The organism is Pseudobutyrivibrio ruminis HUN009 (assembly GCF_000703005.1).
In the GTDB taxonomy this organism is placed as follows: domain Bacteria; phylum Bacillota; class Clostridia; order Lachnospirales; family Lachnospiraceae; genus Pseudobutyrivibrio; species Pseudobutyrivibrio ruminis_A.
On the sequence record NZ_JNLH01000001.1, the window covers coordinates 1,037,388 to 1,054,263 of the forward strand.

General features: G+C 41.1%; 15 protein-coding genes. 14 read left to right on the forward strand and 1 reads right to left on the reverse strand.

The annotated features are described in order from the left end of the window. The first annotated feature begins 35 nt into the window (after positions 1-35). Positions 36-2,267, forward strand: coding sequence for an ATP-dependent RecD-like DNA helicase (locus tag BO15_RS0104645; protein WP_033152823.1), 2,232 nt, complete (start codon positions 36-38; stop codon positions 2,265-2,267). Here BO15_RS0104645 and BO15_RS0104650 read toward each other — a convergent pair. Continuing rightward, on the reverse strand, positions 2,257-3,396 hold the full coding sequence (locus tag BO15_RS0104650; protein ID WP_033152824.1) for an HD-GYP domain-containing protein: 1,140 nt from the start codon (positions 3,394-3,396) through the stop codon (positions 2,257-2,259). The genes BO15_RS0104645 and BO15_RS0104650 overlap by 11 nt on opposite strands. Positions 3,397-3,579: 183 nt before the next feature. Between BO15_RS0104650 and metK the strand changes: the two genes are divergently transcribed. From metK to hpt, 13 genes are all read left to right on the forward strand, one after another. Continuing rightward, a complete protein-coding gene (gene metK, locus BO15_RS0104655) occupies positions 3,580-4,761 on the forward strand; it encodes a methionine adenosyltransferase (protein WP_033152825.1) in 1,182 nt (393 codons plus the stop codon). A gap of 64 nt (positions 4,762-4,825) precedes the next feature. Continuing rightward, on the forward strand, positions 4,826-5,980 hold the full coding sequence (locus BO15_RS0104660; RefSeq protein WP_033152826.1) for a sensor histidine kinase: 1,155 nt from the start codon (positions 4,826-4,828) through the stop codon (positions 5,978-5,980). Next, entirely contained in the window at positions 5,973-6,662 is a 690-nt protein-coding gene (locus BO15_RS0104665; protein ID WP_033152829.1) for a response regulator transcription factor, read from the forward strand. The genes BO15_RS0104660 and BO15_RS0104665 overlap by 8 nt, the downstream gene beginning before the upstream one ends. An 80-nt stretch (positions 6,663-6,742) precedes the next feature. Beyond that, entirely contained in the window at positions 6,743-7,399 is a 657-nt protein-coding gene (locus BO15_RS0104670; RefSeq protein WP_033152831.1) for an RluA family pseudouridine synthase, read from the forward strand. A gap of 20 nt (positions 7,400-7,419) precedes the next feature. After that, positions 7,420-9,708 (forward strand): EAL domain-containing protein, encoded by a 2,289-nt coding sequence (locus BO15_RS0104675; RefSeq protein ID WP_157752318.1) that lies wholly within the window; start codon positions 7,420-7,422, stop codon positions 9,706-9,708. A 129-nt stretch (positions 9,709-9,837) separates the two neighbouring features. Beyond that, positions 9,838-11,277, forward strand: a complete 1,440-nt coding sequence (proS, locus tag BO15_RS0104680) for a proline--tRNA ligase (protein WP_033152834.1) — start codon at positions 9,838-9,840, stop codon at positions 11,275-11,277. Beyond that, positions 11,273-12,604, forward strand: a complete 1,332-nt coding sequence (locus BO15_RS0104685) for a CCA tRNA nucleotidyltransferase (protein WP_033152836.1) — start codon at positions 11,273-11,275, stop codon at positions 12,602-12,604. The genes proS and BO15_RS0104685 overlap by 5 nt, the downstream gene beginning before the upstream one ends. Positions 12,605-12,608: 4 nt before the next feature. Continuing rightward, positions 12,609-13,853, forward strand: coding sequence for a hypothetical protein (locus BO15_RS0104690; protein ID WP_167541208.1), 1,245 nt, complete (start codon positions 12,609-12,611; stop codon positions 13,851-13,853). Positions 13,854-14,082: 229 nt separating this feature from the next. Next, complete coding sequence (locus tag BO15_RS0104695) at positions 14,083-14,355, forward strand: HU family DNA-binding protein (protein WP_015548570.1); 273 nt, start codon at positions 14,083-14,085, stop codon at positions 14,353-14,355. Positions 14,356-14,429: 74 nt separating this feature from the next. Next, on the forward strand, positions 14,430-14,669 hold the full coding sequence (locus BO15_RS0104700; RefSeq protein WP_033152845.1) for an RNA-binding S4 domain-containing protein: 240 nt from the start codon (positions 14,430-14,432) through the stop codon (positions 14,667-14,669). 21 nt (positions 14,670-14,690) lie between these two features. Then, positions 14,691-14,999 (forward strand): septum formation initiator family protein, encoded by a 309-nt coding sequence (locus tag BO15_RS0104705; protein WP_033152846.1) that lies wholly within the window; start codon positions 14,691-14,693, stop codon positions 14,997-14,999. Further along, entirely contained in the window at positions 14,962-16,320 is a 1,359-nt protein-coding gene (gene tilS, locus BO15_RS0104710) for a tRNA lysidine(34) synthetase TilS (RefSeq protein ID WP_033152847.1), read from the forward strand. The genes BO15_RS0104705 and tilS overlap by 38 nt, the downstream gene beginning before the upstream one ends. 4 nt (positions 16,321-16,324) lie before the next feature. Beyond that, positions 16,325-16,849: a hypoxanthine phosphoribosyltransferase gene (hpt, locus tag BO15_RS0104715; protein ID WP_033152848.1), complete on the forward strand. Its 525-nt coding sequence runs from the start codon at positions 16,325-16,327 to the stop codon at positions 16,847-16,849. The last annotated feature ends 27 nt before the right edge of the window (positions 16,850-16,876 follow it).

The window sequence follows — 16,876 nt, forward strand, 5'->3', positions numbered from 1 at the left end:
AGTACGCGGTGTTTTTTTATGCTATTATTGTACCCATGGAAGAATTAACGGGTTACGTAGAAAACATAATTTTTAGAAATACAGATAATGGATACACAGTTCTGGACTTTGTGGCAGACGATGATTTGATCACATGTACAGGACTTTTTCCTGTAATTGGAGAAGGTGAAAATCTTCTTCTTAGAGGAGAATTTGTGGAGCATCCAACCTACGGAAGGCAGTTCAAGGTGGCAAGCTATGAGGTGGAGGCACCGGCAGATGAGCTATCCATGGAAAGATATTTGGGCTCAGGAGCTATCAAGGGTATCGGTCCAAAGCTCGCTGCTAGAGTTGTAAAGAAGTTCGGTGCCGATACATTCAGAATCATAGAGGATGAGCCTGAACGCCTGGCAGAAGTGAAGGGCATTTCCATCACAAAGGCTATGGAAATTTCCGACCAGATTGTTGGAGCTAAGGATATCCGCAATGCCATCATTTTTCTTGATAAATATGGTCTTCATGGCAATAAGGCTATCAAAATCTACAATCGCTTCGGCAATGAAATCTACAATGTTATACAGACAAATCCATACAAGCTTGCAGATGAAATCTCAGGAATCGGATTCAAAACTGCAGATGAAATCGCAAGCCAAGTTGGCATAAAGGTGGATTCTGAATTCAGAATTAAGGGCGGAATACAATATATCCTTGGCCAGGGCGCTGGAATGGGGCACACCTATCTACCAATCGAGACCCTCAATCGTATGTCCCAGGATTTGCTAAAGGTAGATGAGGACGCAATCGATGCCCAGATTATGAACCTTGCCATGGATAGCAAGATAATTATAAAAAAAGACTCTGAAGGAAATCGCCAGGTGTATTCAAAGGCATTCTATCGCATGGAAGAGTCAATCGCCGGCATGCTTCGCGAGCTTGATGTGAAATATAAGGTTGATAAAGAAGACCTTTCAAATACTATCCGCAGAATCGAAATCGAGGAGAATGTGGAGCTTGATGAGCTTCAGAAAAATGCTGTAATTGCAGCGGCAGAGCGAGGATTTTTCGTTCTTACCGGTGGTCCAGGTACTGGTAAAACAACAACTATCACCACCATGATTAAGCTGTTTGAGGACCAGGGCTACAATATCTTCTTGGGGGCGCCAACAGGTCGCGCAGCCAAGCGAATGAGTGAAGCCACAGGCTATGAAGCTAGAACAATTCACCGTATGCTTGAGGTTGCAGGCAACATGAATGACGATGATAGCGTCACATCCTTTGCAAGATTCGACCGCAACGAGGAGAATCCTTTGGAGTGCGATGTAATCATCATAGATGAGATGTCCATGGTAGATGTTTCATTGATGTATTCACTGCTAAAGGCAATTTCACCAGGCACCAGACTTATTCTGGTTGGTGATGAAAATCAGCTACCAAGTGTAGGACCGGGAAATGTTTTAAAGGATATTTTGGCATCAGAAAGATTTACAGCGGTTACATTAAAAAAGATTTTCCGTCAGGCTCAGGAAAGTGACATCGTCGTAAATGCTCACAAAATTCATCAGGGAGAGCATGTTGTGCTTGATAATAAATCAAAGGATTTCTTCTTTTTAAAGAGAGACGATGCAGATACAATCATCAATGTCATGCTTACTCTTGTTAGAGACAAAATGCCAAAATACGTAGATGCAGGCATCAGCGAGATACAGGTCCTCACCCCTACCAGAAAGGGATTGATTGGTGTAGAGCGATTAAATGGTATCCTACAGAATTTCCTAAATCCACCTGCCCCTAACAAAAAAGAGTGGTCAGGAGATACTCGTATTTTCCGTGAGGGCGATAAGGTCATGCAGATTCGCAACGATTATCAGCTTGAGTGGGAGGTTACTGGTGGCTACAACATCACCATCGAAAAGGGCGTTGGTGTCTTTAATGGAGATGTGGGAATCATCAAGGATATCAACGATTGGGCTAAGACCATCACGGTAGAATACGAAGAAAAAAGAAAAGTGGTTTATCCATTTGCTAACTTGGATGAGTTGGAATTGGCATATGCCATTACTATTCACAAGTCTCAGGGCTCTGAATATCCAGCAGTTGTAATGCCAGTTATGGATGGTCCGAAGATGCTGATGAACAGAAACATTCTCTACACAGCCATTACTAGAGCAAAAAAATGCGTCACCATGGTAGGCGACGCAAATGTATTTTATTCTATGGTGGATAATACATCCCAGGCTGCTAGATATTCTGGATTAAAAGACAGAATACAGGAAGCCTTTATAGAATAGCTTTAATATATAAATCTTTATTGACAGAATCGGCGAGATTGATGATGTCGCCGTTGTCCATTTGAATAACAGGTCGTGAAAGGTTGCTCTTATTGATGTAAACCACGCGGCCTGTTTTTGCATTATTAAGAATAATGCGGCTGTTGCTGTATGCGTTGGCAATACGCTCAAGGAATGTGAGCACGTATTTAGTGTGATATTTCTGAAGTCCTTCTTTTTCAAACTCAGCAATAACCTGGAATGAACAAAGCGGATCACGATGTGCTCTGGCGCAAGTCATTGCATCGTAAACATCAGCAATGGCAACGATACATGAGAAGTCATCCATTTCATCTTCCAGAAGGCCTCTAGGATAGCCACTACCGTCGCTTCGCTCATGATGCTGAAGAGCTGCGGAAAGGATTCTGGAATCAAAGCCCTTATTATTGAGAAGCTTTTTGCCAAGAAGAGGATGAGTCTTCATTGTGGCGTATTCTTCTGCGGTCAGCTTACCAGGCTTGTTCAGAATAGATTCTGGTATCTGTGTCTTTCCAATATCATGAAGAAGACCAGCAAGTGTAAGGACGTTCAAATCATTCTTTGGAAGCTGAAGCCATTTTCCGATTGAACGGGAAATGAGGGCTACGTTCAAAGAGTGAGTGTAAATTGGGTCATCTAAGTTACGCATGTTTGAAAGCATATCTAAAAGCTCAAGTGAAGTCTTTGATTTAAAAAGAGACTCACAGTTTTCAAGCATGAGGTCGGAGCATTCAGCACCACCTCCTGCGATAATAGCTTCAAAGTTTTCTTTTAAATAACCAATATTCAACGCATAGTCAGATTGGAACTTCTGAAACTTAGGTGAAGCCTTCAGGCGTTGAGTATAGGTGATTTGATCACTTACTCTTGATTCTGGTTTAGCGGAAGCAGGAGCAGGCGTTGGTTCTGGTTCAGGTTCTGGTTCAGGCTCAGGCTCTGGTTCGGGCTCGGGGTCTTCAACAGTAACCGCTTCGATTTTGTAGAAGGCGAGCTTGGCAATAAGCTGATTAGTCAGCGTTTCACCAGCTTTTGAAATGGTCTGGCCACGCTTGGTCAAGATAGGTTCTGCTACAACCATACCAGCCTTCAATTCGTCTACTGCTAGTGTCATTGTTTTACCTCTAATTTTTCATAATTATATATTATAATTATACGTATACAATTTCGGGATTACAAGGCAATACTTAGACGATGACAGTTACAAAAATATGTATATTGCTGAAACTCCCATATGACGTTATACTATATAGGCTTAGGCAACTAATTTTTTTATTTTAAGAAAGAGAGTCAAAAAATGGAAAAGTTACTTTTTACTTCAGAGTCAGTAACAGAAGGCCATCCAGATAAGGTATGTGATGCCATATCGGATGCCATCCTCGATGCTTGCCTAGCTGAAGATCCAATGAGCCGTGTTGCTTGTGAGACAGCTTCATGTACAGGATTCGTTCTTGTAACAGGCGAAATCACAACAAAGGCACAGCTTGATGTTCCAGCTATTGTACGCAAGACTCTTCTTGAAATCGGTTATGACGATGGAAAGAAAGGCATCGATGGAAACTCTTGCGCTGTTATGGTCGCTCTTGATCAACAATCCGCTGACATTGCTATGGGTGTTGACAAGGCTCTTGAGGCAAAGGAAGGCTCACTTACAGATGACCTGGATACAGGCGCTGGTGACCAGGGTATGATGTTCGGTTACGCTACTAACGAAACAGAAGAACTCATGCCTTATCCTATTTCTCTTGCTCATAGACTTGCTCTTCAGCTTACCAATGTCCGCAAGGATGGCACACTTAGCTATCTTCGCCCAGACGGCAAAACACAGGTATCTGTAGAGTATGACGAGGCTGGCAAGCCAGTTAGACTTGAGGCTGTAGTTTTATCTACTCAGCATGATGAAGATGTTACTCAGGAACAGATTCACGAAGACATCAAAAAATACGTATTCGATCCAGTCCTTCCAAAGGACATGATTGATGATAAGACAAAGTTCTACATCAATCCAACAGGACGTTTCGTTATTGGTGGTCCTCATGGCGATGCAGGTCTTACAGGACGTAAGATTATCGTAGACACATACGGTGGATACGCTCGTCACGGCGGCGGTGCTTTCTCAGGAAAGGACTGCACAAAGGTAGACCGTTCAGGTGCATATGCAGCACGTTACGTTGCAAAGAACATCGTAGCAGCAGGTCTTGCAGATAAGTGCGAGATTCAGCTTTCATACGCTATCGGTGTTGCTGAACCTACATCAGTTATGGTAGATACATTTGGCACAGGAAAGCTTTCAGATGAAAAGATTATCGAAATCGTTCGCGAGAACTTCGATCTTCGTCCAGCAGGAATCATCAAGATGCTCGACCTTCGTCGTCCAATCTATCGTCCAACAGCAGCTTATGGTCACTTCGGCCGTACAGATGTTAAGCTTCCATGGGAAGCAACAGACAAAGCAGAGGCTTTAAAGAAATATCTTTAATAAATCACTTATGTTATAATTTAGGCAGTCCTTAGGGGCTGCCTATTTTTGTGAGGTAAGTATTATGAAACTAAAAAACAGACTTATTATTTCGTTTTTCATTATCACACTTGTTCCGGTTGCATTGTTCTGCAGTTTGATGCTGGGAATGAAAAAAATCGTTTTAGAGGCCACTGAAGAGCAAATTATATCCAACGAAATCATGCACTCATTTAAGAATTATATGGATGAGGCTGGTAAATTTGACGAGTTGGTAACCAACTTCTGTGTGGCTGAATTTATTATTTTGCTAGTGACAGCAATTATTATGGTTGTTTGGATATACCGTGGAATCGCTCCACAGCTGAAGACGCTGAAGCTTGCAGCTAATAATATCAAAGAAGGCAACCTTGATTTTAGCGTAGCAAGCCAGGGCACAGATGAAATGAGCGAGCTTTGCAATGCATTCGAAGATATGCGAGTTCGCCTTAAGAATAATGCCAAGGATAGATTAGAGGATGAGGCAGAGCAGAGGGCATTGATTTCCAATATCGCTCACGATCTTAAAACCCCAATCACTGCAATCAAAGGATATGCAGAAGGCATGCTTGATGGTGTTGCAGATACTCCTGAAAAGCAGGAGAAATACATTCGCACAATATATAACAAGGCCAATGAAATGAATACGCTGATTAATGAGCTGACCTTGTATTCAAATATCGATACCAACAAGATTCCATACAATTTCCAGAAGCTCAACTTGAGAGCGTACTTTGAGGATTGCATTGAAGAGCTTGGTATGGATCTTGAAAACCAGCACATCAGGCTTGATTATGCTAATTTTGTGGATCCAGATGTTTTGATAATTGCAGACCCAGAGCAGCTTGGTCGTATCATTCACAACATTGTCAGCAACTCCGTTAAATACATGAGGGCAGATGTGGCATCCCGCGTTGGCATCGTTATAAAGGATGTTGGTGATTTTGTTCAAGTGGAAATATCAGATAATGGCAAGGGAATTGCGACACATGATTTACCATATGTTTTTGATAGATTCTATAGAGCAGATACATCACGCAATTCTGCAGCCGGTGGTAGCGGAATTGGTCTTTCAATAGTAAAGAAAATTATCGAGGACCATGGCGGCAAGATTTGGGTTACAAGCAAGGAAAACGAAGGTACAACAATGTATTTCGTCATTAGAAAATTCATTGAAAATGAGGAGGTTGTAAATGAGTAGAATATTAATCATCGAAGATGAGGAAGCAATTGCAGAACTTGAGAAAGATTACCTAGAGCTTTCTAATTTCGAAGTAGATATAGAAGCTGATGGAGAAAAGGGCTTGCAGAAGGCCTTGGCAGGCAACTACGACATGTACATCCTGGATTTAATGCTTCCAGGTGTAGACGGATTTGAGCTTTGCAAGCGTATCCGTGAGGTTAAAAATGTACCTATTCTCATGGTTACAGCTAAAAAAGAAGAAATCGACAAAATCAGAGGACTTGGCCTCGGTGCAGATGACTACATCACAAAGCCATTTTCACCAAGTGAGCTTGTAGCGAGAGTAAAGGCTCATCTTGCAAGATATGAGCGCCTCGTTCAGTCGCCAGCTATTCAAAAAAATGAAATCAGCATTCGTGGACTTAGAATCGACAAGGCTAGTCGTCGTGTTTGGATAAATGGCGAGGAAAAGACATTTACTGCAAAAGAATTTGATTTACTTACATTCCTTGCAGAGAATCCAAATGTTATCTACTCAAAGGAACAGCTTTTTGAGACCCTTTGGGGAGAAGAATCGATCGGTGATATCTCTACCGTTACAGTGCATGTTAATAAGATTCGCGAAAAGATTGAGTTGAACACATCAAAGCCACAGTACATCGAAACAATCTGGGGCGTAGGCTACAGATTTAAAGTGTAAGAATTTTGCGAAATCTATGAAAGAATACAGAAAAGTGCTAAAATTCTATTAAGACTCAAATAATAAGGGGGGTATAATGCATGGACATAATTTTTGAGGATGATAGCATTCTCGTATGCTACAAACCAGCGGGAGTGGCAACACAGACAAAAAGCATCGGAGAAAAGGATATGGTCAGTGAGATAAACAATTATCTCGCATCCAAAAATGAAAAGCCAACTGCCCATGTGGTCCACAGACTGGATCAGCCTGTAGAGGGAGTTATGGTTTTTGCTAAGACATCTGAGGCTGCAAATAAGCTTACAAAGCAGATTACAGACCACATTTTTAGTAAGAAGTACTATGCCATAATCAGCAGGGAATCCTTCCCGGACGAAGGAGAGCTTGTTGATTATTTAGTAAAGGATAATCGTACAAATCTATCAAAGGTAGTAAAGGAGTCAGATCCTCGTGCCAAGAAAGCGATTCTTAGATATCGCGCAGTGGACCACTGGGATGACAAAAAGCTTCTTGATATTGATTTGTTCACCGGAAGACATCATCAGATTCGCATCCAATTGGCCAGCAGAACTGCGCCAATCGTTGGTGATGTAAAATACGGCGGAATTTCTACAGGACATAATCTTGCGTTATGCTCATATCACATTGGTTTCAATCATCCAGTGACAGGTGAAAGAATGGGATTTGACATTAAACCTAAGGGAGCAGACTTCGCAGACAGCAAGGTGGCAGGCTAGCATAGAACGGGGGGTATCATTTGATTAAGATATACAGTTTACTAATCATGCTGACAGCATTTGTAATGCTTGCATGTGCGGTATACATAGGAACACGACACACAATTAAACATAGTAAACTGAGCATATCTATTATTCAGCTTTTTATAGTTGGAATAATAACAAGTTTGGCTTACGTGCGAGCAATTTCCACTCACGATTTCGGTCAGGTTGAGTTTGGTTATGCACTATATTTTGCTGGAATAGATTGGCTTTTGATTACATTTGTTTTCTATGCAAGACAATATACAAGAATTTGGTTAGATACGTATTCGGCACCACTTATAATAGCTGCAATTGCTGTGCTTGACAGCATTAGTTTGTTTGCAAATCAAAAGTGGCACCATGCATTTTCACTAGTAGAGCGTAGATTGAATCCAGAGGAATGGTTCTACGCCTTTGAAATTAATGACTATTATTTAGTGCATTTGGTGTTCTGCTACATATTGGTAGCAATTATTGTTGTAGTTCTTTTAAAGAAGACAATCATAACGAGTGGTTTTCATAGAAATAGATATTTGGCAATTCTCATTATGTTTGTGGGAATTATATTTTTGAATGTACTGTATTTGTTCTTTGATTTCCCAGTTGATGTATCGATATGCTTCTATTCAGTTGCGGCAGTTTATGTTGGCTACTACTCACTTTTGTACAATCCAAAAACATTTGTTGAGTACATGCTTACAACCATCACCGAGCGAATGGAATGTGCACTTATTTCTTTTGATGAAAATGATTGTTGTATCTACTCAAATCAGTTTGCAAACAGACTGTTTTGTCCTAGTGGAGAGAAAAGAGTATTTGAAGATAGATTTCGAAAATGGCGAGATGGAAGAGAAACAAACTCTATTTCCAATTCAAGTTGGAATGATATCTTCAATATCAATGGAGATGAATATCGATTCGATATTCATTTCAACAAAATATACGACAAAAAAGGCTACTACTGCGGATGCTATTTATCCTTCTATGATGTAACTGGAGATTTCATTGCATACGAAGAGGAAAAATATCGTAGTACCCACGATAGTCTTACAGGAGCCCTAAACAGAGAAGCATTCTTTGAGGAGGTTCGTAATATCCTTGATGAATATCCAAATGTAGAATATGTAATGGTATGCTGCAACATTAAAGGCTTCAAGCTTATCAACGACATGTTTGGTGTTGAGGAAGCAGATCGTTTGCTTATCAGATGCGCTGACACAATCAGAGAAAAGATTCAAAAGGGTGCAACATTTGCCCGTCTTGAAGCGGACAGATTTGCAGTTCTTATGCCAAAGAGCCGCTACACCGAAGAGCTTTTTATGACTGGCATGAACATGGTAAGCAACTACCTCAACAATGCCCAGTACAGAATGGTAATCCTTGTTGGTGTATACGAAATCTTTGACAAGCAGGCACCAGTTATTTCCATGGTAGATGGAGCGTTCCTTGCGATTGATTCAATTAGCTCAAGCTTCAAGAACTCCATTGCCTACTACGGAGACATGCTTCGCCGCGAGTACCTTAGCGAGCAAAAGATTCTTGGAGAGTTTGAGGAAGCATTACAGACTGGCCAGTTTGCGATGTTCCTTCAGCCAATTGTAAATATGGACCAGAAGGTAAAGCTTTCGGAAGCCTTGGTTCGCTGGATTCATCCGGACCGCGGAATCATTGCACCAGCTTCATTTATTCCACTTTTGGAAAAGACTGGCTACATCTACAAGCTTGATATGTACATCTGGGAACAGGCCGCCAAAAGACTTGCTTACTGGACATCTATGGGATTCGATGACCTTTCAATTTCGGTAAATATTTCCGTAAAGGATTTCTACTATATCGACTTATACGAAACTTTGGTAGGACTAGTTGAAAAGTATCACATTCACCCATCCCGGTTAAAGCTAGAAATCACAGAAACCATATTCATGACGGAGAAAGAGCGTCAGCTTGAAATCATCAACTCCCTCAAGGAATACGGCTTCCTTGTAGAAATCGATGACTTCGGCAGTGGTTACTCTTCATTAAACATGCTAAAAGAAGTACCAGCCGACATCCTCAAAATGGACATGGCATTCCTATCAATGGACAAAAATGTTACAAGGGGCCGCAAGATTGTCAACACAATCATCACCCTTGCAAAAGCCCTGGGAATGCTTGTAATCATCGAAGGCGTAGAAACTCAGGAACAAATGGAATACCTTCGTGGCACCGGAGCCGACTACCTGCAGGGCTACTTCTTCGACAAGCCCCTTCCAGTCAAGCGCTTCGAAGAACTTTATTTGGTATAGATATAATAGATAGCCCGCCTCACCTTACGTGAGGTGGGCTTGTTTTTAGTGGCGGTATGTTATAAAATAAACGGGCAAATACGGCATTTTCATAGTAAAATGCGAATAATTATTACAAAGGAGATTGAAATGGCACAGGAAAAAAAGCTGGTAGAAGCGATTACCTCTATGTCAGAGGATTTCGCACAATGGTATACCGATGTTGTTGTTAAGGCAGATTTGATTGCATACTCATCTGTAAAGGGATGCATGATTATCAAGCCCGATGGGTATGCTATTTGGGAAAATATCCAGCACGAGTTAGACAGAAGATTCAAGGCAACTGGCGTACAGAATGTATATATGCCAATGTTTATTCCAGAGAGTCTTCTACAGGTAGAGAAGGATCATGTTGAGGGATTTGCACCAGAGGTAGCTTGGGTTACACACGGTGGTCTTAACCCGCTTCAGGAGCGTCTTTGCGTTCGTCCGACTTCAGAAACTCTTTTCTGTGATTTCTATAAAGATATTATTCACTCTCACAGAGATTTACCAAAGGTTTATAACCAGTGGTGCTCTGTAGTTCGTTGGGAAAAGGAGACACGTCCATTCCTTCGTTCACGTGAGTTCTTATGGCAGGAAGGCCATACAGCTCATGCAACAGCTGAGGAGGCTGAGGAGCGTACAGTTCAGATGCTCAACCTCTATGCTGATTTCTGCGAGGAAGTACTTGCTATGCCAGTAGTTCGCGGACAGAAGACAGATAAAGAGAAATTTGCAGGTGCTGAGGCTACATACACAATCGAGGCTCTTATGCACGATGGTAAGGCTTTACAGTCTGGTACATCACACAACTTTGGCCAGAACTTCTCTAAGCCTTTTGGTATTCAGTACACAGATAAAAATAATCAGCTCCAGTATGTTTACCAGACATCATGGGGCATGACTACTCGTCTTATTGGTGCTATCATTATGGTACATGGTGATGATTCAGGTCTTGTACTTCCACCACGTATCGCACCTACACAGGTAGTTGTTATTCCTATTCAGCAGAAGAAGGAAGGCGTACTTGAAAAGGCAGGCGAGGTTTGCGAGCGTCTTGGTAAGACAATGCGTGCTAAGCTTGATGATTCAGATAAGTCACCAGGTTGGAAGTTCTCTGAGGCAGAGATGCGAGGTATCCCTGTTCGTGTAGAGCTTGGACCAAAGGATATCGAGGCAGGCAAGTGTGTACTTGTTCGCCGTGATACACGTGAAAAGATTGAGTGCCCACTTGATCAGGTAGAGGCAAAGGTAGCAGAGCTTCTTGAGACTATCCAGAAGGATATGTTTGAGCGCGCAAAGGCTCACCGCGATAGCCATATCTGGGATGCTCACAACTATGCAGAGTTCACAGAAATTGCTAACAACAAGCCTGGCTTCATTCGTGCAATGTGGTGCGGCGATGTTGAGTGCGAGAATAAGATAAAAGAAGATTTAGCTGTAACTTCACGTTGTATGCCATTTAATGATCAGGAGCACATTTCTGATGTATGCGCATGCTGCGGCAAGCCAGCTAAGAAATTAGTATATTGGGGTAAAGCTTATTAATATGAATTTACCAGCAGACGTTTCAAAAATAATAAATATTTTAGAATCTAACGGACACGAAGCCTATGCAGTAGGCGGCTGTGTCCGTGACTGCATTCTAGGGAAAATTCCTCACGATTGGGATATCACCACATCGGCCTTGCCAGAGCAGGTGAAGGCTCTTTTTGAGCGTACATTTGACACAGGCATTGAGCATGGTACTGTGACGGTGTTGCTTCATGGTGAGGGCTACGAGGTCACCACATACAGAGTAGATGGCAAGTATGAGGACGGCCGTCATCCAAAGGAAGTTACATTCACAGCTTCCCTTGAGGAGGATTTAAAGCGCCGCGATTTTACTATCAACGCCATGGCATACAACGACACCAGAGGCTTGGTGGATTTGTTTGGTGGCGAGCAGGATTTGCAGAATGGCATTATCAAGGCCGTAGGAAATCCTACTGAGCGCTTTACGGAGGATGCTCTTCGCATGCTTCGCGCTCTCAGATTCTCAGCGCAGCTTGGCTTTGAAATCGAGCCAGCCACATATGATGCAATCAAGACACTAGCTCCTACCCTAGATAGAATCAGTGCAGAAAGAATCCAGGTAGAGCTTGTAAAGCTAATCACATCTGAACATCCGGAGAGGATGAGAAATGTTTACGAGACAGGTCTTACAGATGTTTTCTTCCCTGAGTTCAACGCGATGATGGAATGCAAGCAGAACAATATGCATCATATGTACACGGTAGGTGAGCATGCCATTGTTACTATGCAAAACTGTCCTGCTGATAAGGTACTTAGGCTTACAATGCTTCTTCATGATGTGGCAAAGCCTGTATGTAAGACAACAGATGATGAGGGTGTAGACCATTTCAAAATGCATCCTATGAAGGGTGCCGAAATGGCAAAGGCTATTTTGCGCAGACTGAAATTTGATAATGATACAACAGATGCAGTTTGCAATCTGGTTAAAAATCATGATGATAGACCAGAAATTAATCCGAGAAATGTTCGCCGTCTGATTATCAGAGTAGGAAAAGATAATTTTGAAAATCTTCTTGCGGTTAAACGAGCTGATACATGGGGCCAAAGCCTGCAAAATCGCGAAGAAAAGTTTGCATATATTGATTCACTTGAGGAAATGTACCATAAAATCCTTGAGCAGGAGGACTGCTTATCTATTAAAGATTTAAAGATTAATGGTAAGGATTTAATAGGAATGGGAGTGCCTCAGGGACAAAAAATCGGTCAGATACTTAAAACGGTTTTTGACGAAGTAGTAGACCAACCGGATTTGAACGATAGAGAATATCTGTTAAATCGTGTAAAAGATATGCTACAATAATCGTATGAATGGGATTTTTGCAAAAAAACTAATTAACTTAACATTGATTTTATGCATGAGCGCAGCTTTGCTTGAGGGGTGCGGAAGTCACCCTAATACTGCTACGGTTACTCAACACACAGGCTCTGCCCTGAAAAAGCAGGAGGAGACTGTGGAGGAGGATACGGCACTTGTGGAGGAAGAGCCACAGGGGCTGTATATCGTAGAAAGTCTAGATATGATGGAAGAAACCATCGCACTCTATTCTTTGGAAGAGGACAAGCAACTGCGCTACAACTATAATATGACCACAAAATTCCTTGATAAATTTGGGGGTAATGCTTTGTGGGCAAGCTTTACTGCAGGTACAGTTGTTACAATTGGAGATTTGCTTCCAGCTTCTGGGGCACTATCATCGGTTCAGAAATCAGATGATGTTTGGGCTTATGAAGATATATCCAAATACACTCTTGATGCCGGTAAAAATCTTATCACTATTGATGGAACCAATTACAAGATTACGGACAAGACAAAGGTTTATTCAGATTCTGAAAAGATTTTGCTATCAAGCATCAGCGAGGATGATGTAATTACGGTCATTGGCCAGGATAAGCAGGTTATCTCTATTGCTGTTACCACAGGACATGGCTACATCTATCTTACAAACACAGAGTTATTTGATGATAGTCTTATCTTTATTGGTAACAAGATTGTTTCTATGGTAAATGGAGAACAGGTTATCGAGGTTCCTGAGGGAACATACAAAATTACCGTAGCAAACAACGGCTGGGGAGGCAGCGCCGAATACACAGTCAGTAGAAACGAAACAACGCAGGTTAATTTGGATGATTTGAAAGGCGAAGGGCCATCCTTCTGCTTGATTACCTTTATTGTTACAGTTGCGGATACCTATGTTTACATAGATGGCCAAATGATTGATCCGGCAGAGCCACAGTACGTTCAGTATGGCAATCATAAACTGGTAGTTCAGTGTGATGGTTATACCGCTTGGAACAAGACTTTAGTAGTTAATTCTGAAACAGCTACAATTACTCTTGAAATGGAAACAGAATCTGAGTCAGAGGCGGAATCAGAATCAGACACCACTGACTCACAAGTTGTCCAGGAAGACGAGTCAACAGAAGAGGAAAATAGTGAAGAATCGTCTACAGAAAATGAGACTGAAACCGAAGAAAAATCAGACGATTTTGACTATGAAGTGGACTATTTATCAACTATTTCGGATCTTATAAGTAAGCTTGGAAATTAGGAATATGTGAAAAAAAAGTGAACTTTTCTAAAATGCAAGGATTTGTAAATAGTAATAATGTTTAAAAAATGTGCAAAAAATTTGTAATAATCCATAAAAACCTTATAAAATGGGGATTTTTTGGGGTTTTATTGTTGACACCGTAAAGCAAAAGAATTATAAAGGATATTGTAGTTAAGGGCGCTAAAGCCCGCTATAATACAATACAAATTCTCGAGGAGGAATAGTAATGAACAAGACAGAATTAGTAGCAGCTATCGCTAGCAAGGCTAACATTTCTAAGAAGGACGCTGAGGCTTCTGTAAAGGCTTTTACAGAGGTTGTTGCTGAAGAGCTTAAGAAGGGGGAGAAGATTCAGCTTGTAGGCTTTGGTACATTCGAAGTATCTAAGAGAGCAGCTCGTACAGGTAGAAACCCACAGACAGGCGCAGAGATGAAGATTCCTGCATCTAAGGCTCCTAAGTTTAAGGCTGGTAAGGCTCTTAAGGATTCTATCAACTAATTGAATGTATATTTTATTTAGATGATGGTTAGGGTTCGGTTTTGCCGGACCCTATTTTTTAATGAGGTGATGGAATGAGACTTGATAAATACTTAAAAGTTAGTAGACTTATAAAGCGTCGTACTGTTGCTAATGAAGCATGCGACAGTGGTAGAGTTCAAATCAATGGAAAAATTGCGAAAGCATCCACTGATGTTAAAATTGGTGATATAATAGAAATAGCATTTGGAAACAAAAATGTAAAAGTAGAGGTTTTGGATATCCAGGACACCACAAAAAAGGATGCGGCAGCAGACCTATTTAAGTATATTTAATATCAGTTATCGAGGTATTTGATGGCAAGAGCTAGAAGAGTTAAAAGACGAAAGAAAACCTCAACAGGTAGAATATATGTTGCAGTTATCATGCTGTTCATGATTTGCGTTATGACTGTCCAGATGGTTCGTTTATACGATAAGAATCAGGACTTAAAGAAGCAGGAGGAATCGCTTCAAAGCCAAGTGGATGAAGCAAACGAAAAAAGTGAGCAGTTAAAGGAATACGAGGAATACGTTGGTACTGACGAATATATAGAAAGTGAAGCATCACAGAAACTTGGATTGACACATGACAATTGGATTATTTTTAAAGAAAAAGAAGATTAAAGAATATATTGAAAAATACAATATGCTAAACAAAGGCGATGGAGTCGTCCTAGGTCTATCAGGTGGACCTGACTCTGTGTGCCTTTTTTTTGTACTGTTGGCACTTAAAGAAGAATACAATCTGACTATATCAGCGGTTCATATAAATCATATGATTAGAGGCAAGGATGCAGACGAGGATCAGGAATATGTGGAGACGTTGTGCAAGGAATTCAATGTTCCTTTAAATGCTCTTAGAATCGACATTCCTGCGCTTGCAAAGGAATCAGGTCGTTCTATCGAAGAAGAGGCAAGAATTGCCCGATATGACGCTTTTGAGAGGGCTGCAGCAGCTTTTGAGGAGCAGGGGATACCAGCAAAGATAGCGGTGGCACATAATGCTGATGACAATGCTGAAACTGTGCTCTTTCACATGGCAAGAGGCACAGGATTGGATGGGGTCTGCGGAATCTCTCCAAAGCGTGATAAAATCATTCGCCCCTTGCTTGCAGTTCCTAAGAAAGACATATTGGAATTTCTCAACGAAAATGAAGTGGCATATTGCATTGATGGAACAAATGCCGAAACTGATTACGACCGCAATCGAATCAGACACAACATCATGCCGGAATTAACTAAGATAAATGATAGAGCCCTAGAGCATATTTCGGATATGACAACACGACTATCTGAAATTGCAGAGTATATCTCTCTGGAGTCCAATGGTTTGCTTCAGATGGCCAAGCTTGATGGAGATAAGCTTAGAAAAAGAACTATCGCAACTGCACCACGTGTAATCGCTAGCCAGGCGATAAAGGATTATTTAAGCAAGTTTATGCCATATCAGAAGGATGTGGCTGCTGTTCACGTGGATTCTATCCTGGACCTATTAAACGAAGATGGAGAACGTCAAATTCAGCTTCCATACAAAAAGACCCTTATCATATCCTATGAAGAAATATATGTAATTGATACAGAAAATGAGGATAATCAAAAGCAGATTAATCCTACTTTTAATTATCGTGAATTTGATTACGAAGAGAGCATGAAATACCCTACCGAAACCTATACGAAATGGTTTGATTGTGATAGAATAGGGGCTAATATTGTAATAAGAACCCGTGCAGAGGGTGACTATCTATGCATCGATTCAGATGGAAATCGCAAATCTATACAGGATTATTTTGTAGATGAAAAAATTCCACGACATTTAAGAGATGAGGTGCCACTCGTATGTGATGGAAATCATGTAATGTGGGTGGTTGGTCACCGAGTCAGCGAGTATTACAAAATTTCAAAAAATACCACTCGAGTATTAGAGATTAGTTATACGGAGGAATAGTAAAATGAGTGAGAACATCAGAGTTCTTTTGCCTGAAGAAGAATTGGCAGCACGTATTGCAGAATTAGGAGCACAAATCAGCAAGGATTATGAAGGAGAATCAGTATTTCTTGTTTGCATCTTAAAGGGCGCTTCATTCTTTGCTTGTGAGTTGGCAAAAAGAATCACAGTTCCAGTAATTATCGATTTTATGGCTACATCAAGCTACGGTAGCGGCACAGTTTCTTCTGGTGTAGTTAAGATTAAAAAGGACTTGGATTTAGATCCAACAGGCCAGAACGTTATCATCGTTGAAGATATCATTGATAGTGGAAATACATTAAACTACCTTGGTCAGCTTTTCAAAGATCGTGGCGCTAAGTCAGTTCGTATGGTCACAATGCTTGATAAGCCAGATCGTCGTGAGGTAGATGTACACGTTGATTACACTGGATTTACTATTCCAGATCAGTTCGTAGTTGGTTACGGCCTTGATTACGACCAGAAGTATCGTAATCTTCCATACATTGGCGTTGTAGAGCTAGATTAGGAGGCGGATTTGAAGAAAAACAGAGCT

Coding starts and splice junctions, on each gene's coding strand:
- BO15_RS0104645 (WP_033152823.1), top strand. CDS start 36: ATGGAAGAATTAACGGGTTACGTAGAAAACATAATTTTTAGAAATACA.
- BO15_RS0104650 (WP_033152824.1), bottom strand. CDS start 3,396: ATGACACTAGCAGTAGACGAATTGAAGGCTGGTATGGTTGTAGCAGAA.
- metK (WP_033152825.1), top strand. CDS start 3,580: ATGGAAAAGTTACTTTTTACTTCAGAGTCAGTAACAGAAGGCCATCCA.
- BO15_RS0104660 (WP_033152826.1), top strand. CDS start 4,826: ATGAAACTAAAAAACAGACTTATTATTTCGTTTTTCATTATCACACTT.
- BO15_RS0104665 (WP_033152829.1), top strand. CDS start 5,973: ATGAGTAGAATATTAATCATCGAAGATGAGGAAGCAATTGCAGAACTT.
- BO15_RS0104670 (WP_033152831.1), top strand. CDS start 6,743: ATGGACATAATTTTTGAGGATGATAGCATTCTCGTATGCTACAAACCA.
- proS (WP_033152834.1), top strand. CDS start 9,838: ATGGCACAGGAAAAAAAGCTGGTAGAAGCGATTACCTCTATGTCAGAG.
- BO15_RS0104690 (WP_167541208.1), top strand. CDS start 12,609: ATGAATGGGATTTTTGCAAAAAAACTAATTAACTTAACATTGATTTTA.
- BO15_RS0104695 (WP_015548570.1), top strand. CDS start 14,083: ATGAACAAGACAGAATTAGTAGCAGCTATCGCTAGCAAGGCTAACATT.
- BO15_RS0104700 (WP_033152845.1), top strand. CDS start 14,430: ATGAGACTTGATAAATACTTAAAAGTTAGTAGACTTATAAAGCGTCGT.
- BO15_RS0104705 (WP_033152846.1), top strand. CDS start 14,691: ATGGCAAGAGCTAGAAGAGTTAAAAGACGAAAGAAAACCTCAACAGGT.
- tilS (WP_033152847.1), top strand. CDS start 14,962: ATGACAATTGGATTATTTTTAAAGAAAAAGAAGATTAAAGAATATATT.
- hpt (WP_033152848.1), top strand. CDS start 16,325: ATGAGTGAGAACATCAGAGTTCTTTTGCCTGAAGAAGAATTGGCAGCA.